We start from the raw sequence: 21,566 nt of genomic DNA, 5'->3' as shown, positions 1-21,566 counted from the left end.
GCCACCGGCTCCGCTGCCGCCTGCGCCGCCTCCGGTCGTCGTGCCGGCGCCGGTGCCGGTGCCGATCACCGTGGTGCCGGCACCTCCGTCTCCCATCGCGGAAACCGGCGAGGAGTACGTCGTGCCTGCGTTCACCTCGGTCGCCGTGGCGCCCGTGCTGCTGCGTGTTCCGGCGCTCGTGACGGTGGTCGAAGCGCCCGTGCCGATGCAACTGGTGTCGCTGCAGCAGGAAGTGCCTGCCGCACCGGCGCCCGTGGTGGAGGCGCAGCCCGTGCAGGCGCCGATGCCCGTGCTGCAGCCCAAGCCGTTTCGCAACTAGCAAATGGCCCCGGAAGCCCGTGCTGTAGCGAACAGACCGGCTGCTGCTGCTGAACTACTCTGGGGCGCTTCCTTCAACTTCACCGGACAACAACCATGACCCAATTCGCTCGCGTTTCCATCCTCGTCGCCGCTGTCGCCCTCACCACGCTGGCCGGCTGCGCCTCCACCCAAAAGCATGAGAGCACCGGCCAGTACATGGACGACACGGCCATCACCACCAAGGTGAAGGCCGCGATCTTCAACGAGCCCATGCTCAAGTCGGCCGAGATCAACGTGGAAACCTTCAAGGGCCGCGTCCAGCTGAGCGGCTTCGTCAGCAGCCGCGACAACATCGACCGCGCCGTCGCGGTGGCCCAGGGCGTGAGCGGCGTCACCTCGGTGGCCAACGACATGCGCGTGAAGTAAGGCGGGCACCAGATGCTGCGCGTCTTCGCCGCGCATCATCTCGGCTTTGCGGCTGAGGTTTGTCGGCGCAAAGAGGAAATGTGATTTTTGCAGCACACCTTTCAGGCAAACGTTGGGCTGCGTTGTCGGGTTGGCGCTCCATCGAGGAGCCAGCGCGCATGCCCCCACGATCCAGCACTGAACGCAACGCCACGGCCCTTGAGCTGCTGGCTGCGCTCGCGCTGGCCTGGACACGCTGCTGATCAGCCGCACGGAAGTGACGCACTGCCTGTACCGCACCGCGGGCGGCGGCAGGCCCGCTCCCGAACTTGCGCAGCACTATGCCGTGCACAGGGAGGCCATTGCCGGGCTGAAGCGCGGCGCGCAACAAGCCTCCATGTCCGATCCAGATTAGGGGGCGGCCTCCGTATTGCTTGCAGAAAGCAAATGCGGGCGCGATGCATCCTTTACACGCCCGGTTCTTCGGGCGCTTGCGGCGGATCATCGTCCTCGCCGCGCTGCTCGGCGAGCGCGCGCAGGGCCTGGATGCGCTGCTCCAGCTGGTCGGCCGCGGCGCGCGCCTGCGCCGCGGGAACGGGGTCGCCGCCTTGCTCGGCCGCCTCTGCCACGCGGCGCAGCAGCATCTGCTTTTCCTGCAGCGCGCGCACGCTGGCCCACAGCTTCTCCTCGGCCTTCTCGACCTGCGCATTCGCCAGCGACATCGGCGAGTAGGCGTGGCCGGTATGACAGCGGTAGCGCAGCAGCTTGTCGTCCTTGAGTTCCCACAGCCCGCCGCCGCAGTCGGGGCAGGTGAGGCCGGAGGGTGTGCCAAGGGCGCCGAGGTGTTCCATGCCGTCGCTTCCAAGATTGATCAGGGCTTCGCGCAGCACCTGCTGCGGGATCTCCGCAGCGCGCGGCGCGAACTCGCGCACCAGCCGCTCCAGCAGGCCGGGCAGCTGCTCCAGGCTCACGCAGTGGTCGACCCGCACGCGCCGCAAGGCGCTGCGCGGCATCGACGCCGCCTCGGCCGTGCGCGGGTCCTGCACCACGGCGATGCCGCCGCATTGCTTGACGGCGTCGAGCCCGGCGCTGCCGTCGTCCATCTGGCCGGTCAGCACCACCCCGATGACGTTGCCGCGCAGGGTGGCCGCGGCGGTGCGGAACAGCGGATCGGCCGCCGGCCGCACGTGGTTCTCCTTGGCCGCGCGGCTGAGCCGCAGGTGGTTGCCGTCCACCAGCAGGTGGTGGTCCGGCGGCGCCACGTACAAGGTGCCGGCCGCAGGTGCTGCCCGTCGGTGGCGTGCATCGCCGGATTGCGGCCTTTCAGGCGCAGCAGGTTGGGAAGAATGCTGGGGTGGGGCCCGACGTGCAGCACGATGCACACGGGCGCGGGAAAGGGCGCGCTCAGGTGCTTGGCGACCTGCAGCAAGGCGGCCACCCCGCCGGTGGATGCGGCGATCACCACCAGGGGCGGGGCAGCGCGGCCGCTGTCGGGCGGCTGGGTGAGGTCCATGGCTCCCATTCTTCGCCGGCCGGGCAGCGCACGGCTGAGTATGCGGCGGCTGACGTGTGTGCTCTGGCGCCTCCAGCGTGTGTCAGCAGGCTTCCTACGCAGCGTGAACCTGCCCGACCCTGCACATCGCCGACATGGAGCCGTACTCGCTGGAGGGACACAGCTGCCCGCGGTACGCTTTGTGCTGGAGGTGCGCATGGGCTGGTTCGCGCAACACGGCATCGGCTCGGTGCGCGCATCGCGGGGCCCATGTTCATCCCGTCCCACGCAGGCTGAGTCCTACAGTGCACTCCCTCCACCAGTGGCATGCGGCGCGTGCAGATCGGTGCTAGTCTGAGCCGCCAACAGCCCAACGGAACGAACATCCATGGAAGTCGACATCTACCGACGTGCCGAAGCAGGCGACAAGTTCTCCTACCTGATCGTGCCCCAGGGGAAACCCATTCCCGAAGAAGCCACCAACACCGACTGGGCCTTGCGCCAACAGGCCGTGCACATCGACGAGACCGCGGAGCACCTGCATCCGTACGAGGTGGACCGCCCGCGCGAGCAGATCCAGGAAAAGGGCTATGCCATCACCGGCGTGAACAACCAGGTGCCGGCCAACCAAGCCGGAGCCTGATGTCCACCCCGCTGCCGGTCGTGGGCATCGGCGCCTCGGCCGGCGGGGTGGAGGCCATGCGCAACCTGTTCGCGCACCTGCCGCGGGATTTTCCGGCGGCGCTGCTGGTGGTGCTGCACCTGCCGCCGCATTCGCCCAGCCAGCTGCACCGCATCCTGGCCGACGCGTCCACGCTGGAGGTTTCCATCGGCAAGGACGGCGAGCACCTGCAGCCCGGCCACGCCTACGTGGCCACGCCGGACCGGCACTTGCTGCAGGACGGCAACAACCGGATCCGCCTGAGCCGCGGCCCGAAGGAATGCCGGGTGCGGCCCGCGGTGGACGTGCTGTTTCGCTCGCTGGCCGTGTCCTGCGGCGCCAATGCGGCCGGCGTGGTGTTAAGCGGCAACCTCGACGACGGCACCGCCGGGCTGTGGTCGCTGAAGGAACACGGCGGCCGGACCTTCGTGCAGGACCCCGCCGAAGCCATGTACGACGGCATGCCGCAGAGCGCGATCGCGCACGTGGCGGTGGACCACGTCGACACCGCCGAGGGGCTGGCCGGCGCCTTGACCGCCTGGGCACGAGACACCGCCGGAGCGCCGCCGGGCGCGCCGGCTCCCATGGAGCCGCATGAAGTGGAAAGCCGCATTGCGAACGAAGCCAACGCCATGCAGGCCGGCGTGCTGGGCCTGGGCCGGCCCTCCAAGTACAGCTGCCCTGACTGCCACGGCGTGCTGATGCAGATCGAGGAAGGGCCGCTGGTGCGCTTTCGCTGCCACACCGGCCACGCCTTCTCGATGCAGACGCTGCTGGCCGAAGTGGACACCGCGATCGACAAAGGCCTGTGGGCCACGCTGCGCGCCATCGAGGAGCGGCAGCTGCTGCTGCGCCACATGGCGCAGGTCGCGCGCCAGCGCGGCTCGGAAGTGCGAGCCGTGGCCTGCGAGGAACGCGCGTCGCGCCTGGACAACCCGGTGGAACTGGTGCGCCGCATGGTGCTCGATCCCTTGATCTTCAGCCACGACGTCGACGGCGGCGGCTGACGCCGCCGAGCCGCCGGCTCAGTGCCGCGGCACCAGCCCCGCGCATTTCTGGCGCAGGGCGGCGGCGTCGCGCTGGTGCTGCTCGAAAGTCTGCGCCACGCTGTGGCGCAGCTGGTTGCGCGACGCCGCCACGCGCAGCCGGTTGGTCAGCTCGTAGCGGCTGATCAGCAGCTGCACCCAGTGCACCAGCACCTGCGGCAAAGAGGACGCATACAGCTGCATCCGGTCGAATTGCGCGGCCAGCTCGGTGTAGATTTCCATGTCGCTGCAGCTGCGTCGCAAACGGCCGAGATCGAGTTCGTATTGCTCGAGCGCGGCCATCAGCTGAAAAGCAATGACGCCCTGTTCATGTACGTGCGATGGAAACATGGCGCCATGGTGACCACAGCCGTGGCGTCGCCACGTAGGACGTGGGTGGCGGAGCGTGAACTCAATACGCCAGCGTGAAACGCGCCCTGCCATGCATGGGCTGAGCGAGCTCGTCGAGCATGGCCACGGCGTAATCCTCCACCGAAATGGCGCTCTTGCCGTTCGCGTCCACCAGCAGCTGGTCGCCGCCCAGGCGGAACACGCCGGTGCGCTGGCCGGGGGAAATCATGGCGGCCGGCGACAGCATGGTCCAGTCGATGTCCGGCGTGTCGCGCAGCAGGTTCAGCGCGTCGCGCGCGCCTTCAGCCGAGGCCTTCCACTGCGCCGGAAAGTCCGGGCCGTCCACCACCTGCTTGCCGGGCGCGACCTCCAGGCTGCCGGCGCCGCCGACCACCAGCAGGCGCGGCACGCCGGAGGTGCGCACCGCGGCGAGGATGCCGCGCATGCCCTGCATGTAGTAGCCGCGCACGTCGTCCTGCGCGTGGCCGCTGAAGGCGCTGAGCACCGCGTCGTGGCCGCGCAGCAGCTGCGCCAGGCCGTCCGCATCGAGCACGTCTGCCCGGCGCGCGGTGAGGTTCGGGGCGGCGGGAATGCGTTCGGGCCGGCCGACGAGTGCGGTGACCGCGTGGCCGCGCGCGAGCGCTTCCGCGCGCAGGGCCGAGCCGATGTAGCCGCTGGCGCCGAGGAGGGCGATGTTCATGGAGAAGTCCTTGCCGATGAGATTGCGATGCCGCATCTTCGGCGCTTCGCATCGTTTGAAAAAGGCGTGCAATCTAAAATGATTGTTATCGAAAGCCTAACAATGAACGGACCCGCATGCGCCCACCGCTGGACGACCTGAACGCGCTGCGCACCTTCGTGGCGGTGGCCGAGGCCGGCAGCTTCACCGCGGCGGCCGAACGCCTGGGCGCGGCCAAGGCGCAGGTGAGCCTGCAGGTCAGCCGCTTCGAGGCGGCGCTGGGCGAGCGCCTGTTCCACCGCACCACGCGCCGCGTGAGCCTGACGGGCGCCGGCCAGAAGCTGCTGGACGACGCCGCGCCGCTGCTGCAGGCGCTGGCTGGTGCGGTCGAAGGCGTGCGCACCGGCAGCGAGCTGGCAGGGCGGCTGCGCATCGGCGCCACGCTGGACCACACGGCGCAGTCGCTCGCCGGCGCGGTGGCGGACTTCGCGGTGCTGCACCCGCGGCTGCAGATCGAGCTGCGCTCCAGCGACCGCGTGGCCGACATGGTGACCGAGGGCATCGACGTGTCGTTCCGCATGGGCTGGCTGCGCGACTCCAGCCAGCGCGCCACCAGCCTGGGCACGTTCGAGCAGGGCCTGGTCGCGTCGCCGCGCTACCTGAAGCTGCGCGGCACGCCCGCGCATCCGTCGGAGCTGGCGGACCACGAATGGCTGGCGCTCACGCTGCTGGCATCGCCGCTGACCTGGACCTTCCAGCCGCCTTCGGGCGAGCCGGTGACGGTGCGCATGCGCGCGCGGCTGCGCACCGATTCGTCGGCCGCGCTGCGCGCCCTGCTCGCCCGGGGTGCCGGCATCTCGGTGCTGAACCTGCAGCAGGCGCAGGACGAGCTCGCCTCGGGCGCGCTGCTGCGGGTGCTGGCGCGCTGGAAGCTGCCGCAAGGCGGCGTGCATGCGGTGTTTCCGCCGGGGCGCTTGCGCTCGCCCGCGGCGGCGGCATTCGTGGAGTTCCTGCGCGGCCGGCTTGCCTGAGCGACGGCTTCAGCCCTGCGCGATGAAGTCCGCCGCCTGCTGCGTGACGCCGGCGTCGCGCAGGATGCGCGTGTGGCCAAGCTTGTCGGTGACGACGATGCGCGCGCCGGGCCACACGGCGGCCAGGCGCTCGGACTCCTCCACCGGGCTTTCGCGGTCGCCGCGGTCCTGGAGCACCAGCAGGCGCGTGGCGCCGAAGCCGGGAGCCAGCTTCAGCGGCTCGATGTCGTCGAAGCGCAGGCCCAGCCAGCGCTCGGCATGCGCGCGCGCCTTGTCGGTCAGGCGGCGCGAGATCTGCAGGATCTGCTGCGAATGGCCCCACACGGTGTCGTAGCTGCAGATCGGGCTGACCAGCACGGCGCGCTCGCAGGACATGCCCTGCTGCAGCGCATAGGCGAAGGCGGCGGCGCCCAGCGAATGCGCGATCACGGCATGGAACGGCCCCAGCTCCCGGTGCAGCTGCAGCATGGTTTTCTGAAAGTGCGCCACCGAGGACAGCTTGCCCTCCGATGCGCCGTGCGCCGGCAGGTCCACCGCGATGACTTCGCAGCCCTGCGCCACCAGCGGTTCGACGAAGGCGGTCATCTGCGCGGCGTCGCCGCCCCAGCCGTGGACCAGCAGCACGCGGCGGCCGCCGGTGCCCCAGCGGTAGCGCCGCACGCTGGCGCCGTCCACTGTGAAGTTCTCCGCCTTGCCGGCCCGCAGGGCCGCCTTGGCCGCGTCGCTGCCGCGCGGGCGCTGCGGCGTGAACAGCAGCTTGTGCATGGTGCCGAGCGCGGCGCCCGGCGCCACCGTGCTCATGAGCGTGAGCCCGCGCCCGACGATGGAGGCGACCCAGTTGCCCTTGAGCTTGGAGGCCTTGCGCGGCGCTGCGGCGACTGCAGCCGCGTTGGTGTTGTCTTGCATGGGGCGCCCTGGTGGAGGAGGAAGGATCAGTGGAATGCGGCCCAGGCGATCGACACGGAGAACATGGCGATGGCGAAGGCGGCCACGCGCTGCACTTTCACCGGGCTGATCAATTTGCCGCTGGCGAGCGCCGCGCCGAACTTGATCCAGATGAAGCCGATGGGCAGCAGCAGGCAGACGAACAGGGCGATAGCAGGCAGGTAGATGCGCGGCGTGTCGAAGGCATGCGCCGGAAAGATCGCCGAGGCGAACAGCAGCCCCTTGGGATTGAGCAGCGTCGCGAAGAACAGCGCCTTCGGCCCGATCGCCTTCGGCCGGGCATCCGCCGCCATGGAACGGGTGGCCAGCCACAGCTTGAGCGCGATGTAGGCCAGGTAGCAGCTCGCGCCCAGGCGCACCAGCGTTCCCAGCCACGGATAGTGCTGCTGCGCGGTCGTGAGGAACAGGCCCCAGCCGGTGATCGCGATCAGATAGCCGGCCAGCTCGAAACCCAGCAGCGGGGCGGCGCCGCGCGCGCCCCGCTCCAGCCCCGCGGCCGCCAGCAGGGTGTTGGTCGGCCCCGGCGTCAGCAGGATCACGACCACACTGAGCACGAACATGCCGACGTTGAATTCAAGCATCACTGCGCCACGGCCAGCGGGATCACCTTCTTGGCCGGCACGCCGGTGATCCGGTCGATGCTCTGCTGGAACACCGCGAGCAGGCCTTCCTCCAGGCCCAGCACGTGTGTCTTGTTGCCGCCGTAGGCCAGGTTGCGCTGGCACTTCTCGGCGATGCCGAAGTCCTCGTTGCCGAACACCCAGTCGATGTTGGCGAAGCGCTTGGCCAGGATTTCCTGGTTGGCCTCGCCCTCGAATTCCTCGGGGCGGTACAGCATTTCGTGCGTCCACAAGGTCTTGTCCGGCGCGATCGGGTGGAAGGTGTTGATCGAGACCAGGTTGGTGTGCACGATGAACAGGGTGCTGGGGAACAGCGTGTACAGCATCGAGGCGTAGTTGAGGATGTTCCACTTCGACGGATCGACCTCGCGCGCCTTGGGCAGGCTGACCAGCCCGGCGGTGGTGCGGATGTGCGGGCCGTGCAGCGTGTGCGCGTTCACCGCGTCGCGGTAGTACTCCAGCAGCGTGTTCTTGTGCATGGTCGGCACGTGGTAGCGGTCCAGGTAGGTCTTGAACAGCAGCTTCCAGTTGGCGTCCTTGACCACCTGCGTCTTGCGGTGCCGCGCCAGCCCGCCGATGTTGAAGTGCTCCAGGTCGGTGGAGATCGCCTCGCCCAGGTAGGCCGGCACGTCCATCTTGGCGCCCGGGGTGGGATGGACCCACACCATGCCGAAATGCTCGGCCACCGGCAGCTCGTGCAGGCCGAAGTCCTTGCACTCCATGCCGGGGAAGTTGAACGGCCGCGTCATGGCGCGCAGCGACCCGTCGAGGTTGTAGGTCCAGCCGTGGTAGGGGCAGATGAAGGCGGCGAGCTTCTCTTCCTTGCCGGAGACGATGGGCGCGCCGCGGTGGCGGCACACGTTGAGGAAGGCGCGGAGCAGGCCCTCCTTGTCGCGCACCACCACGTAGGGGAAGCGGTCCCACGGGCTCAGGATGTACGAGCCCGGCTCGCGCACCTGGGATGCGTGGCCGGCCACCAGCGGGTAGTCGCGAAACAGCGTGTCCATCTCGCGGTCGAACACGCCCTGGTCCAGATAGCGGCTCACCGGCACTTCGACCGGCTCGGAGATGATCGGCGCGTCGCGGCCGGTCTCGAGCGCGGCCAGCACGGTGTTCAGAAGTTCGACTTGTGTTTCGTGTTTCATGATGCTCTTGCGTGTGTGTCAGTCGATGGGCGATTGTCCCTGAGCCAGTCGGCGACCAGTCCACGGACTTTCGGAGATGCCGCGATCTCGAAATGGCTCACGTCCGTGTCCAGCATTTCCAGGCGTGCGCCGGGCCAGTTGGCGTGGATCTCGCGCGCGTGCTCCGGCGGCACGAAGTCGTCGTTGCTGCCGTGCAGGACCAGCCCGGGCACGCCGAGGGTCTTGACGATCTCGGCGGGCGAGCAGTCGTTCCACAGCGTCTCGCCGAAGCGGCGCTCCAGCTGCTTGGCCACGCCCTCGGCGACTTCCGGGCGCAGCTTTTGCAGCTGCGCGAACTTGTCCACCAGGAAACGATAGTTCGACGGCGAGGCGATCGACACCACCGTTTGCGCGTTGAATGCCTCGCCCCAGGCCGACAGCGCCCACACGCTGCCCAGCGAATGGCAGACGATGGCCTTCAGCGGCCCGACACGCGCGGCGATCTTGTGGATCACCTCGCGCGCCTCGACCTGGTTGGTGCCGGTGCCCGGCGCCTCGCCGTGCGCCGGCATGTCGAACAGCACCACGCGGAATCCCTGCTCCACCAGGTCGCGGGCGACCGGCATCAGGCTGCCCAGGTTGCTGTGCAGCCCGTGCGCCAGCAGCACCGTGGGGCCTTCGCCGCGCGTGTAGTAGGCGTAGCCGTGGCTGCCGCGCTGCACCGTGTCCTTCTGGCAGCCGGCCAGGAACTCCTGGGTTGCGGCGTCGTGCGGGATCCTGAAGATCGCGTAGTACTTCAGGACCGCGCCCGCGATCTCTCTGGCATCGTTCATTCGCTGCGCCTCAGTTGTCGCCCATCAGCGCCTTGAGGTACTCGCCCGCCTTGGCCGGCAGCTGGTACTCGCCGCCCTCGCGCTCGATCTTTTCGTACAGGCGTTCCACGCGCTCGTAGTGCGCGTCCAGGTTCTGGTCGAGCAGGTGATACTTGCTGCGGTTGTACACGCCGAACTGCAGGTCGGTGATCAGGTCGAACGGGTCGGCCTTCAGGTTGCGGTTGCCGAACACCGTGTACAGGAACTCGCCCATGTCGGCATAGCCCAGCGCCATCGCCAGGAACTCGATGGCCGCTCCCTTGCGCTTGCGCTGGTGCTCGCGGTCGGCCGGGTCGACGATGAAGTCCAGGCCGCTGGTCATTCCCGGCGGGTAGGTCACCTTGGAGAAGCAGCGGAAGTCGATGGTCAGCCGGTCTTCCTCGGAGATCGCCAGCGAGTTGTCGCCGTGCGCGCGGTAGTTGTTGAAGAACAGCGCCTCGCCGACCTGGCACGCGTGGTAGTAGCCGGGTGAGGGCGTGTTCTCGTAGCGCTTGGACCAGTACATGGCCATCAGGAAGTCGCGCACGGTGGGCAGGTCCAGCTCGGACAGCTTGCCCTCGGTGAACAGGTACAGCGCCTTGTCGCAGGCTGCCTTCTCCTCGGGCGTGACCTCGCGCTTCATGATCTCCAGGTAGGCGTACTGCACGCTCGGCGCCTCGACCTCGGCGTCCTCGAACAGCACGAACGGCTGGCGCGTGAGCGGCGTGGGCGTGAGCGCCGTGTGGAAGCTCATGTAGTGCTTGGGAAAGCCCATGCCCTTGCGCACCAGCGAGGGGATCTGCAGCGCGATGCCGCTGGCCGAGTGCGTGCCGTACGGCTTCTTGCTCTTGGGCACCACGAAGGCGTTGACCACCGTGGTGTCGACCTCCGGGAAGTATTCCTTCACCACGTCCTGGTTCATGTCGTAGAAGCGCTTGGACGAGGGCACGAACAGCACGCTGTTCTCGAACATGGTGGACACCGGCGAGTAGGTGCCGATGGAGGTGTCCGAGAACGTGCCGGCCACCACCGCCTGCATGCGCAGCTCGCGGCGCAGCGTGTCGGCCAGGTCCTTGGCCATGTTCATGCGCACCACCTTGGTCGGGCGCGGCTCCGGCTTGAAGCAGGCCGGCTGCAGCACGCGGTTGGGCGGCAGGCGCGCGGCCACGGCCGCGGGGTCGGCCTGGTAGCGGTCCAGCACCGGCATGAGGTGCCTGGCGTGCTTGCCCGCGGCCTCGTGCAGCAGGCTGCCCGTGGGCGTGAGTTGCGTGGTGACGGTGCGGTCTTCCTGGACTTCGATCATGGTTGCGATCCTTCCTTGTGCTTGTTCAGTTTCTTGTTTCGATGGCGCGTCATGCCGCTTCGGCGACGCGGGACTCGGCCTGCGCGCCCGCGGCGGCGATGTGCTCCAGGTACGGCTGCACCGATTGCGCACTCACCGCCGGGGCCGGATAGGCACTGCCGCCGAACACGTCGCGCCCGACCGGGAAGCCCTCCAGCATCAGCTCGAAGTCCTTTTGCGTCATGTCGCCGATCACCGCCGCGATGCGCGCCAGCGCGCCCTTGGCGTTGGCGGCCGCATGCTGCATCGCCTTGCCGCGCCATTCCATGAAGCCCACCGTCTGCACCGCGGCGCCGCCAGCGCGCAGCGTCTCGACGAAGCCGTTGAAGCTGGGCGCGTTGCCGTCGAAGAAGTCCCAGTCGCGCCCGATGCGGTCGAAGTCGCGCGTCATCACCTGGGCAATCGACTTGCTGAGGTAATCCACCGGCAGCACGCCGCCCATGCCGGCGTCGGCCGACGGGAAGGCGCCCATCTCCACGCAACCGGAGACCAGGTTGTGCAGGAAGTCGCCCGCGTCGCGGCGGAACCGGCCGGCCGACGATGCGCCCACGAACGGCAGGCGGTAGATCGAGGCCAGCGCGCCGCGCCAGCGCGCCGCGATCACCATCTGTTCGGCCATGAACTTCGAGGTGCCGTAGCCGAACTCGCGGTCGTCCTTGGGGATGTCGTAGCCGTGGTACTTGGGCAGCGTGGCGGCGGTGGAGATCAGGTGGAACGCCTTGCCCTTGCCACGCGACGCCAGCCGCAGCGCCTCGTGCGTGCCCACCACGTTCGGGCCGATGTAGTTGTCCAGCGGCTGCATCCAGTCCACCAGCGCGCCGCTGTGGCAGATCGCGTCCACCTGGTCGGCCAGCGTGTCGAACTCGGCCTCGGCCATGCCGAACATCGGCTGCGAGAGGTCGCCCACCACGGGCGTCACCAGCTTGGCGTAGTCGGCGTTCCACAGGCCGTAGCCCTCCAGCGATGCCACCAGCCGCGCGCGGCCCTGCTCGGCGTCGTCGGCCCGCACCAGGCCGTGCACCGCGATGCCGGACTTCAGCAGCTCGGCGGCCAGGTAGGCGCCGACGAAGCCGGTGGCGCCGGTGACGAACACCGCTTGCGGCTTGGACAGCCGCGACGGGGCGTTGTCGAACTTCAGGTCCGCGGCCAATTGGCCCTTGCGGATGCCCTTGTCCTCGGCGCGCTTGGGCGACGCGTCCTTGGCGGCGACCGCGTCTTCCGACGGCGCCGGTGCGATCAGGCCCGCTTCCGACACCTTGCCGAACAGGAACTGGCCCAGCGAACGCAGGTTCGGATGGTCGAACGCGATCTTGGCGGGCAGCGCCAGGCCGGTCATGTCGGATAGCTGGTTGCGCAGCAGCACCGCGGTCAGCGAGTCGATGCCGATGTCCTGCAGCGGCAGGCCGACGTCCACGTCCTCGGGCGACGAGAACTCCAGCGCCTTGGCCACTTCGGCGCGCACCATCTCGATGACGACCGCCTCGTGCTGCTCGGCCGGCGTGGTGCTCAGCACCTTGCGCAGGTTGGAGCCGCCGGCGCCGCTGGCGGCGTCCTGGGTGCGTGCCGCGGCCGAGCTCTTGAACAGCGCGCGGAACAGCGCCGGCGGCTCGCCGTGCTCCTCCATCGTGCGCTGCAGGCGGCCCAGGTCGATGGCCGCGACCACCGATAGCGCGCCGCCCTTCATCACGGCCGCTTCGAACAGTTCGGTGCCTTCGGTGGGCGACAGCGCGTCCATGCCCTGGCGGCTGAAGCGCGCCTTGTCGGCGTCGCTCAGCTTGGAGGCCATGCCGGCGCCGTCCCATGCGCCCCAGGCGATCGAGGTGGCGGGTAGGCCGCGCGAGCGGCGGTGGTAGGCCAGCGCGTCCAGGAACGCGTTGGCCGCGGCGTAGTTGCCCTGGCCCGGCGTGCCGGTCACGCCCGAGATCGAGGAGAACAGGACGAAGAAGTCCAGCGCCATGTCCTGCGTCATCTTGTGCAGGTTCCAGCCGCCGTCCACCTTGGGCGCGAGCACCCGGTCCATGCGCTCGGGCGTCAGGCCGCTCAGCATGCCGTCGTCCAGCACGCCGGCCGCGTGCACCACGCCGCGCAGCGGTCGCTCGGCCGAGAAGCCGTTCATCACGGCCTGCAGGCTCTTGGCATCCGCCGCGTCGCAGGCCGCGACCGTGGCGCGCACGCCCAGGTCGGCCAGCTCGGCGACGATCTCCTGCGCCTCGGGGGCTTCCATGCCGCGCCGGGAGGTCAGCACCAGGTCCTTCACGCCGTGCTGCGTCGCCAACCACTTGGCGAGGTAGCGGCCCAGGCCGCCGACGCCGCCGGTGATCAGCACCGCGCCGTCCGGATTCACCAGGCCGCGCTGCTGCGCCGGCACCAGCACCACCTTGCCGATGTGGCGGGCCTGCGCGATGAAGCGCAGCGCATCGGAGGTCTGGTTCATCGGGAAGGTGCGGATCGGCAGCGGCTTGAGCTTGCCCTCGGCGAACAGGCCGGCCAGCGTGTCCATCATCTGGTGGATGCGTTCCACGCCCGCTTCCGGCAGGTTGTAGACGCGGTAGGTCACGCCCGGATGGTGCTGGTCCACCCACGACTGCTCGCGCAGGTCCAGCTTGCCCATTTCCAGGAAGCGGCCGCCCGGGCGCAGCATGGCCAGGCTGGTGTCCACGAATTCACGGGCCAGCGAGTTCAGCACCACGTCGAAGCCGCGGCCGGGGGCCGTCTTGGCGAACACGTCGACGAAGTCCAGGCTGCGCGAGGTGCCGATGTGGTCGTCCGCCAGGCCGGCCTGGCGCAGCGCGTCCCACTTGGGTTCGCTGGCCGTGCCGTACACCTCGCAGCCCTGCAGCCGTGCCAGTTGCACCGCCGCCATGCCGACGCCGCCGGCCGCGGCATGCACCAGCACCCGCTCGCCGGCCTTGATCTTGCCCAGGTCGTGCAGGCCGTACCACGCCGTCAGGAACGTCATGGGAACGGTGGCAGCTTCCTCGAAGCTGATGTTGTCGGGCTTGCGCACCACCTGGCGGCCGTCGACCACGACGCTGGAGCCGAAGGTGCCGCGCGCCAGGCCGAATACCGGGTCGCCCACCTTCACGTGCTTCACGTTCGGGCCGGCTTCGGTCACCACGCCGGCGAACTCCAGGCCCAGGCCCGGGATCTCCACCATGCCCAGCGCGTTCAGCACGTCCAGGAAGTTGACGCCGGTGGCCTTGATGTCGGCGCGGATTTCGCCGGCGGCAAGCGCCTCGTTGGCGATCATCTTGACCGACAGCGGCAGGTCCAGGCGGCCCTTGGTGGCGATCTCCAGGCGCCAGGCGCCTTCGGCCGGCACCACCAGGGCGGCGCCAGCGCCGGCCTTGGACAGCCGCGCGGCCACCAGCTGGCCGCGGCGCACCGCGACTTCGGGTTCGTTTTGCAGCGCCAGCGCGCCAGCGATGCCTTCGATGTCGGCCGCATCCTCGCCGATGTCGATGATGCGCAGGTTCAGCTCCGGATGCTCGGTGCGCGCGGCGCGCATCAGGCCCCACAGCGCACCGCAACCCAGATTGGAGACCTTGTCGTCGCCGCTGGTGCCGACGGCGCCGCGGGTGACCCACGCCACCTGCGGCTGGAAGCCGGTGGAGCCGAGCTCCTGCAGCTGCGCCAGCGCGACGGAGGCGATCCTGTGCGCGTCGGCGACGACGCTGCCGTCGGCGTCCCACAGGCAAACCACGCCGTCCAGCCCCTCGGCTTCCTTCGGCTCGGAGATCTCCAGGATCTGCACGCCGGCGTCGGTCAGGCGGGTGCGAACGTCCTCGGCCCAGCCCACGTTGCCCTGCGTCATGAAGCCCCAGGTCTTGGGTTCATCGGCGCTCGGCGCTTCCACGTGGTTCCACGACACCTCGAAGTGGTAGCGGTCCACGCCGGCGGAAGCCAGCTTGCGCAGCGCGGCGCGGTCGATGCGGCGCGCGTGCAGGCGGTCCAGGCGGCCGGCGCTCTTGCCCTGCGTGTCGTACAGGTCGAGCGTGGCCCAGAACTCGCCGTCGCCCATTTCGAACTCGGCCACGCGGACCCACAGCTCGGACTGGCCTTCCTTCCAGATCGACAGGCGCTCGGCCTCGAACGGCACGAACACGTCGTCGCTGACGGCGTCGCGGATGCGCTGCGTGAGCAGCAGCGAGTGCATGGCCGAGTCCAGCAGCGCCGGATGCAGGCCGAAGCGGCTGGCCGACGAGGTCGCGGATTCCGGCAGCGAGGCCTTGGTCCAGACGACGTCGTCCACGTGATACGCCTGGCGGATGCCCTGGAAGGTCGGGCCGTAGCCGTAGCCCAGTTCGGCCAGGTCCTTGTACAGCGTGGCCACGTCGATCGGCTCGGCGCCAGATGGCGGCACGGTGACGGAGTCGGTCTCGGCCTGCAGCGCCGGCACCAGCTTGCCTTCGGCGTGCAGCTGCCATTCACCGTCGCCTGCACCGTCGCCATCCTCGGACTCGGGCGAGCTGTAGACGCGCACCGGGCGGGCGCCGTCGGACAGCGCGCCGACGGTGACCTGCAGGCGCGCGGACACGCCGGCAGCCAGCACCAGCGGCGCCATGATCATCACTTCCGACGCGTCCCAGGCGCCCTTCAGGCAGGCCTTGCCGGCCGCGCGCATGGCTTCGAAGAAGGCGGTGCCGGGCATCAGCACGGCGTCCATCACCTGGTGCTCCTGCACCCACACCGGCTCGTCGGCGGCCACCACGGTGGTGAACATCGTCATGTCGGTGCCGGCGACCTGCACGCCGCCGCCCAGCAGCTGGTGGTTGGCGTCGGTCAGGCCGGCGCCAACTTCGCGCTTGGGCATCGGTTCCAGCCAGTAGCGCTCGCGCTGGAAGGCGTAGGTCGGCAGCGCGACGCGCTCGGCGCCGAACGGCTCGAAGTAGCTGTGCCAGTCGACCGGCACGCCCAGCACGTGGATGTCGGCCAGGCTCTTCTGGATGTTGGCGGCTTCGTCCTTGTCCTTCACGATCGAAGGAACCCAGGAGACCGGGCCGTCGTCGGCCAGGCAGGCCGCGCCCATGCCGGACAGCACCGGCTGCGGGCCCAGTTCCAGGAAGGTGTTGGCACCCTGTTCGTACAGCGTGCGCATGCCGGTGTTGAAGCGCACGGCTTCGCGCACCTGCTGCACCCAGTAGTCGGCCTTGGTCAGCTCGTCGGGCTTGGCCAGCTGGCCGGTCAGCGTGCTGACCAGCGGGATGCGCGGCGCGGCGTAGCGCACCGAGGCGGCGACGGTGCGGAACTGCGCCAGCATCGGCTCCATAAGCTGCGAGTGGAAGGCGTGCGACACCGTCAGCTGCTTGGCCTTGCGGTCCTGCTTGGCGAAGTGCGCCACCACCTGTTCCACGGCTTCGAGTTCGCCGGACACCACGGTCTGCGTCGGCGTGTTGAGGCCGGCCAGCGACATGCGCGCGCCCAGGCCCAGCGCCTTGATGGCGTCCTGCGCTTCAACGCCGCTGGCTTCCAGCGAGGCCATGCCGCCGCCCGCGGGCAGCGCCTGCATCAGGCGGCCGCGCGCGGCCACCAGCCGGCAGGCGTCGCCCAGTTCGAACACGCCGGCCACGTGGGCCGCCGCGATCTCGCCGATGCTGTGGCCCAGCACCAGGTCGGGCTTGACGCCCCAGCTGTCCCACAGGCGCCACAGCGCCACTTCCAGCGCGAACAGCGCGGGCTGGGTGAAGTCGGTGCGGTTCAGAAGCGCCGCTTCCTTGCTGCCCGGCTCGGACCACATCACGTCGAGCAGCGGGCGCTCGAGTTCGCCGAAGCGCGCCACGATCTCGTCGAGCGCCTGCTTGAACACCGGGTAGGTGCGGTACAGGTCGCGGCCCATGCCGGGCAGCTGGCTGCCCTGGCCGGTGAACAGCATCGCCAGGCGGCTTTCGTCGGCGCGGTCTTCCGGCGTGCGCGTGGCGCCGGCCGGGGTTTCGCCGGTGCGCGCGAACGAGGCCAGCGCGTCCAGCAGGTCGCCCTTGCTCTTGGCGAACATCACGATGCGCTTGCGGAAGTGCGTGCGCGTGGCCGCCAGCGAATGCGACACGTCCAGCAGGCGGTCCTCGATGTTCATGCCCATGTGCACGTGCAGCTTGTCGGCCTGCGCGCGCAGCGCCGTCGCGGTGGAGCCGGACAGCACGAACGGGAAGGTGGCGGGCACGGCACCCGACACCGCGGGCTTGCGCTGCGGAACCAGCGGCGACTCCTCCACGATGCAGTGGGCGTTGGTGCCGCCGATGCCGAACGAGCTGACGCCGGCGCGGCGCGGGCGATTGCCCGGCACCCACGATTGCTCCTGGGTCACCAGTTCCATCTGCGTGGCCTTCCAGTCCACCGAGGGGCTGGGTTCGGTCACGTGCAGCGTGCGCGGCAGGCGGTTGTGGTGCATGGCCAGCACCACCTTGATGACGCCGGCCAGGCCGGCGGCGGCTTGGGTGTGGCCCAGGTTGGACTTGACCGAGCCGACGAAGAGCGGCGTCTCGCCCGAGCGGCTGCCGCCGAACACGGCCGCCAGGCCGTTGGCCTCGATCGGGTCGCCCAGGCGGGTGCCGGTGCCGTGCGCTTCCAGGTAGTCGATATCGCCCGGCTTCAGGTTGGACATGGACAAGGCCTCGCGGATCACGCGCTGCTGCGCCGGGCCGCTGGGCGTGGTCAGGCTTGCGCTGTGGCCGGCGTGGTTGACGGCGGTACCGCGCAGGATGGCCAGGATCGGGTCGCCGTCGCGCTGGGCGTCGGACAGGCGCTTGAGCACCACCACGGCGGCGCCCTCGCTCCAGCCGGTGCCGTCGGTGTCGGCGGAGAACGACTTGCAGCGGCCGTCCGGCGACATGCCGCGCAGCCGGCTGAATTCCACGTGCAGGTCGGGCGACAGCATCAGCGTGATGCCGCCGGCCACCGCCATGTCGCACTCGCCGCGGCGCAGCGCGTTGCAGGCCAGGTGGGTGGTGACCAGCGAGGACGAGCAGGCGGTGTCCACCGTCATGCTCGGGCCTTCCAGGCCGAACACGTACGACACGCGGCCGGCCATGGTGGCGCCGGCCGAGCCGGTGCCGACGTAGCCGTCCAGGTCGTTCAGGCCACCGGCCAGCGCCAGGCCGTACTCGTGGTACCCCTTGCCGATGCCGACGAACACGCCGGTGGGCGTGCCGCGCAGCTGGTCCATGGAGTAGCCGGCGCGCTCGAAGGCTTCCCAGGTGACTTCCAGCATCATGCGCTGGGCCGGGTCGAGCGCGCGCGCTTCCCGCGGCGACACGCCGAAGAAGCCGGCGTCGAACAGGTCGATCGGGGCGACGAAGCCGCCTTTCTTGCAGTAGGACTTGCCGCGCGCGTCCGGGTCGGCGTCGTACAGCGCGTCCGCGTCCCAGCGGTCCTTGGGCACGTCGATGATGCCGTCGCCGCCGCGGTCCAGCAGCTGCCAGAAGTCCTCGGGGCTGTTCACGTTGCCGGGAAGGCGGCAGTTCATCGCCACGATGGCGACGTCGTCGTCGGCCGCGGTGGCGCGGCGCTTGGACGGATTGTGCTGCGCCGCTTTCTTGGCGCCCGACAGGTGGGCCGCCAGTTCCTTGATGGTGAAGAACTCGTACAGCGTGGCGGTGCCGATCGGGCGGTTCAGCAGCTTTTGCAGTTCCGCCTGCACGCGCACCACGCGCAGCGAGTTGCCGCCGATGCGAAAGAAGCTGTCGTTCACGCCGATGCGGTCGTGGCCCAGCACCTCGGCCCAGATGGCCAGGATCTGCTGCTCCAGCTCGTTGGTGGGCAGCACGGCCGGCTCGCGCATGACCTCGGTCGGCTCGGGCAGCGCCTTGCGGTCGATCTTGCCGTTGGGCGTGAGCGGGAACGTGTCCAGCTCGACGAAGAAGGCCGGCACCATGTAGCTGGGCAGGCGCTCCTCCACCCAGGGGCGCAGCACGCGGCCAAGCGCGGGCTTGTTCGGCACGCCGGCGGCGGGCACGTTGGCCCACTGCATCAGTTCCTGGCGCGTGACGGATTTCTTCGCCGGCTGCCACGACAGGTCGGGCTGCTCGCCGGCCTTCCAGAACACGGCGTCCATGGCCCAGATGTCGCGCGAGCGCGCGGGCAGCATGGCCATGGCGTAGCCGGCTTCGGCTGCGGTGCGCTTCAGGTCGCGCGGGTCGATCCACTCGGCGGGCGCGAAGCTGGCGTCCACGATGCCGGACACACGCTTGTGCACGTCGCCCAGGCGGCCGTTCGGGATGTTGGCCACGGCCAGCTGTTTCGCCTTGCCGTCCAGCAGCTTGGCCAGCACGTCCAGGTCCAGGCCTTCCTTGCGCCAGTCCTGCGCGGCGGCCTTGGCCTTCTTCGCCTTCGGCGCGTCGCCGACGTGGATGGTCACGTCGTAGCGGTAGCGCGTCATTTCGTTGGAGTAGTCGCCGTTGCGCAGCGCGATGTCCACCCGCGCGATCTGCGGCAGCAGGGCCGGCAGGTTGGCGAAGAACTCGGGCGCGACCACCAGCTCGCGTTCGGCGTGGCGCGCGTGCTCCACGCGGCGGCGCAGCTCGTCGCGGGCCATGCCTTCGGGCGCCTGGTATTCGACGATGTCGGCGTGGAACACGTCCAGCATGGACAGGTCGCGCACGTCGCCGATGAAGATGCGGCCGTCGGTCACGACCTTGGAGGCCCACTCCAGCACCGACATCAGGTAGTTGGCGCTCGGGAAGTATTGGGCCACCGAGTTGACGATCACGGTGTCGAAGGCGCCGGCGGCGACCTCGGGCAGCTTGTTGGCCGGACGGTGCTCGCAGGTCACCTGCGGCAGCGCCTGCAGGTGGCGCTGGGTGAGTTCCACCGCCTGCTTGGAGGCGTCGATGGCGTGGTAGGCGGTGGCGTGCGGCGCCAGGCCGAACAGCATCAGGCCGCTGCCCGAGCCCACCTCGAAGACGCGCTTGGGCGCGTACGACAGGATGCGCTCGACGGTGCTCTTTTGCCAGTCGCGCATCTCGTCCTTGGAGAAGGGCTGGCTGTCGTAGCTGTTGGTCCAGCCCGAGATGTTGAAGGTCGGGTCGTCGGCGTTGGTTTCGTACGCGCGGTCCCACACCTCGCGCCACTCGGTGACGGCGGTGTTTTCCGTCTGCGCGTCCTGCGCCGGGGCGGCGGTGTCGTCGCGCAGGCAGTAGGCCACCAGCTGGTCGTTGCGGCCGACCACGACAGTGCGCGCGACCTCCGGATGGCTGGTGATCGCCGCCTCGATGTCGCCCAGTTCGATGCGAAAGCCCCGCAGCTTGATCTGGCCGTCGTTGCGGCCAAGCACCGACAGCCGGCCCGCTTCCTTGAAGCAGGCCAGGTCGCCGGTGCGGTACAGCACGCCCGGATGGAACGGGTTCTTCACGAACACCGAGGCGGTCTGCTCGGCGTCGCCGTGGTAGCCGCGGGCCACGCCGGCGCCGCCGATGCACAGCTCGCCAGCGAAGCCGGCGGGCACCGGCGACAGGTTGGCGTCCAGCACGTAGAGCTGGGTGTTGGCGATGGGCGCGCCGATGATGATGTCCTCGCCCGGCTGCACCTTCCATGCGCTGGACCAGACCGTGGTTTCGGTCGGGCCGTACATGTTCCAGACTTCCTGGCCGCAGCCGAGCAGCTGGTCGGCCAGTTGCGGCGGCAGCGCCTCGCCGCCGCACAGGATCTTGCGCAGCGCGGGCTCGCCCTTCCAGCCGGACTGCAGCAGCAGCTGCCAGGTGGCGGGCGTGGCCTGCATCATGGTGATGCCGTGGCGCAGCATCAGGCCGAGCAGGGCGCCGCCGTCGATGGTTTCGTCCGGCTGCGCGATGGCCACGGTGGCGCCGGTGACCAGCGGCAGGAAGATTTCCAGCGCCGCGATGTCGAACGAGATGGTGGTGATGGCCAGCAGGCGGTCCGACTCGGTGCAGCCCGGCTTGTCCTGCATGGATGCCAGGAAGTTGGCCAGCGCGCCGTGCGTGACTTCCACGCCCTTGGGCCGGCCGGTGGAGCCGGAGGTGAAGATGACGTAGGCCAGGTCGTCGGGGCTGGCGGTCTCGTTCAGGTCGCCCGAGCCGGCGTCGGCCGTGCGCGCGTCGTCGATGCACAGGCAGCGCTCGGACCAGGCGCGCAGCGCCGCGCCGGGGGTGCCGTGGGGCGTGATCAGCAGCGCCGGCCTGGCGCCTTCCAGCATGCGGTGGATGCGCTCGGGCGGAAAGGTCGGATCGACCGGCACGTAGGCGGCGCCGGCCTTCATCACGGCCAGCAGGGCAACCACGAGGTCGGCCGAGCGGTCCAGGCACACGCCCACCAGGTCGCCGCGCTTGACGCCCTTGCCCTGCAGCAGGCGCGCCATGCGGTTGGCGTCGGCGTTGAGCTGCTCGTAGCTGAGCGCGTCGTCGCCGCACAGCAGCGCGGTCTTGCCGCCGTGCTGGCGCACGGCGCGCTCGAACAGCTGGTGCACGATGCCGCCCAGCGCGCCGTCGTTGCGGGTGGCGTTGAAGGCTTCGATGAGCGCCGCGCGTTCCTGTTCGGACACGGCCGGCACGGCCTGCAGCGGCTGCGCCATGGAAGCGGGCAGGCGCGCGCACCAGTCGGCGAACTGCGCCGCCAGGCGGGCCACGTCGGCGCGCGCGATCTTCTTCGGGTTGAAGTGGAAGGCAATGCCGCCGCCGGCCGACTGGATCACCAGTTCGAGCGCGGGGCGGTCCTCGCCGGTGAAGCTGGACGCGTCCCAGGACACCATCACGTCGGGCGTGAACTCGCCGCGCGCGAAGCGCGCCGCCAGGC

The 21,566-nt window shown here is 69.7% G+C and carries 12 protein-coding genes and 2 pseudogenes; 5 read left to right on the top strand and 9 right to left on the bottom strand.

All coding sequences use genetic code 11. The features are described 5' to 3' along the window. Together H0U68_RS21420 and H0U68_RS21415 are read left to right on the top strand one after the other, a co-directional pair. Nucleotides 1-319, top strand: a pseudogene (locus H0U68_RS21420) (hypothetical protein); the annotation flags it as partial. 95 nt (nt 320-414) lie between these two features. Next, nucleotides 415-726, top strand: coding sequence for a BON domain-containing protein (locus H0U68_RS21415; RefSeq protein WP_296358927.1), 312 nt, complete (start codon nt 415-417; stop codon nt 724-726). Nucleotides 727-1,172: 446 nt separating this feature from the next. On the opposite strand, the pseudogene H0U68_RS21410 reads toward H0U68_RS21415, so the two are convergent. Continuing rightward, nucleotides 1,173-2,218, bottom strand: a pseudogene (locus tag H0U68_RS21410) (chemotaxis protein CheB). Between the two features lie 367 nt (nt 2,219-2,585). Between H0U68_RS21410 and H0U68_RS21405 the strand changes: the two are divergent. Beyond that, nucleotides 2,586-2,840 carry a DUF6139 family protein gene (locus H0U68_RS21405; RefSeq protein ID WP_296358926.1) on the top strand — a complete coding sequence of 85 codons (255 nt, stop codon included), beginning with the start codon at nt 2,586-2,588 and terminating at the stop codon, nt 2,838-2,840. Continuing rightward, a complete protein-coding gene (locus H0U68_RS21400) occupies nt 2,840-3,865 on the top strand; it encodes a chemotaxis protein CheB (RefSeq protein WP_296358925.1) in 1,026 nt (341 codons plus the stop codon). The genes H0U68_RS21405 and H0U68_RS21400 overlap by 1 nt, the downstream gene beginning before the upstream one ends. 18 nt (nt 3,866-3,883) lie before the next feature. On the opposite strand, the gene H0U68_RS21395 is transcribed toward H0U68_RS21400, so the two are convergent. Together H0U68_RS21395 and H0U68_RS21390 are read right to left on the bottom strand one after the other, a co-directional pair. Next, on the bottom strand, nt 3,884-4,126 hold the full coding sequence (locus tag H0U68_RS21395; RefSeq protein ID WP_296358924.1) for a hypothetical protein: 243 nt from the start codon (nt 4,124-4,126) through the stop codon (nt 3,884-3,886). A 169-nt stretch (nt 4,127-4,295) separates the two neighbouring features. Further along, nucleotides 4,296-4,934, bottom strand: a complete 639-nt coding sequence (locus tag H0U68_RS21390; protein WP_296358923.1) for an NAD(P)-dependent oxidoreductase — start codon at nt 4,932-4,934, stop codon at nt 4,296-4,298. 116 nt (nt 4,935-5,050) lie between these two features. On the opposite strand from H0U68_RS21390, the gene H0U68_RS21385 reads away from it, so the two are divergent. Beyond that, nucleotides 5,051-5,944 carry a LysR family transcriptional regulator gene (locus H0U68_RS21385; RefSeq protein ID WP_296358922.1) on the top strand — a complete coding sequence of 298 codons (894 nt, stop codon included), beginning with the start codon at nt 5,051-5,053 and terminating at the stop codon, nt 5,942-5,944. A 9-nt stretch (nt 5,945-5,953) separates the two neighbouring features. Here the strand turns inward: H0U68_RS21385 and H0U68_RS21380 are convergent, their stop codons facing one another. From H0U68_RS21380 to H0U68_RS21355, 6 genes are read right to left on the bottom strand one after another with little or no spacing between them, the layout of a single operon-like run. Beyond that, the gene (locus tag H0U68_RS21380) at nt 5,954-6,850 is read right to left on the bottom strand and encodes an alpha/beta hydrolase (protein WP_296358921.1); all 897 of its coding nucleotides are present in this window, start codon (nt 6,848-6,850) and stop codon (nt 5,954-5,956) included. A 26-nt stretch (nt 6,851-6,876) separates the two neighbouring features. After that, nucleotides 6,877-7,470, bottom strand: a complete 594-nt coding sequence (locus H0U68_RS21375) for a LysE family transporter (protein ID WP_296358920.1) — start codon at nt 7,468-7,470, stop codon at nt 6,877-6,879. Then, the gene (locus H0U68_RS21370; RefSeq protein WP_296358919.1) at nt 7,470-8,654 is read right to left on the bottom strand and encodes an aromatic ring-hydroxylating dioxygenase subunit alpha; all 1,185 of its coding nucleotides are present in this window, start codon (nt 8,652-8,654) and stop codon (nt 7,470-7,472) included. The genes H0U68_RS21375 and H0U68_RS21370 overlap by 1 nt, the downstream gene beginning before the upstream one ends. After that, nucleotides 8,651-9,466, bottom strand: a complete 816-nt coding sequence (locus H0U68_RS21365; protein ID WP_296358918.1) for an alpha/beta fold hydrolase — start codon at nt 9,464-9,466, stop codon at nt 8,651-8,653. The genes H0U68_RS21370 and H0U68_RS21365 overlap by 4 nt, the downstream gene beginning before the upstream one ends. Nucleotides 9,467-9,476: 10 nt before the next feature. Then, entirely contained in the window at nt 9,477-10,787 is a 1,311-nt protein-coding gene (locus H0U68_RS21360) for a hypothetical protein (RefSeq protein WP_296358917.1), read from the bottom strand. A gap of 49 nt (nt 10,788-10,836) precedes the next feature. After that, a complete protein-coding gene (locus H0U68_RS21355) occupies nt 10,837-21,522 on the bottom strand; it encodes a polyketide synthase (RefSeq protein ID WP_296358928.1) in 10,686 nt (3,561 codons plus the stop codon). Nucleotides 21,523-21,566: the final 44 nt, after the last annotated feature.

This window comes from Ramlibacter sp. (assembly GCF_013697775.1).
GTDB lineage: Bacteria > Pseudomonadota > Gammaproteobacteria > Burkholderiales > Burkholderiaceae_C > Ramlibacter.
This window is presented reverse-complemented; position numbering and strand designations above follow the sequence as displayed.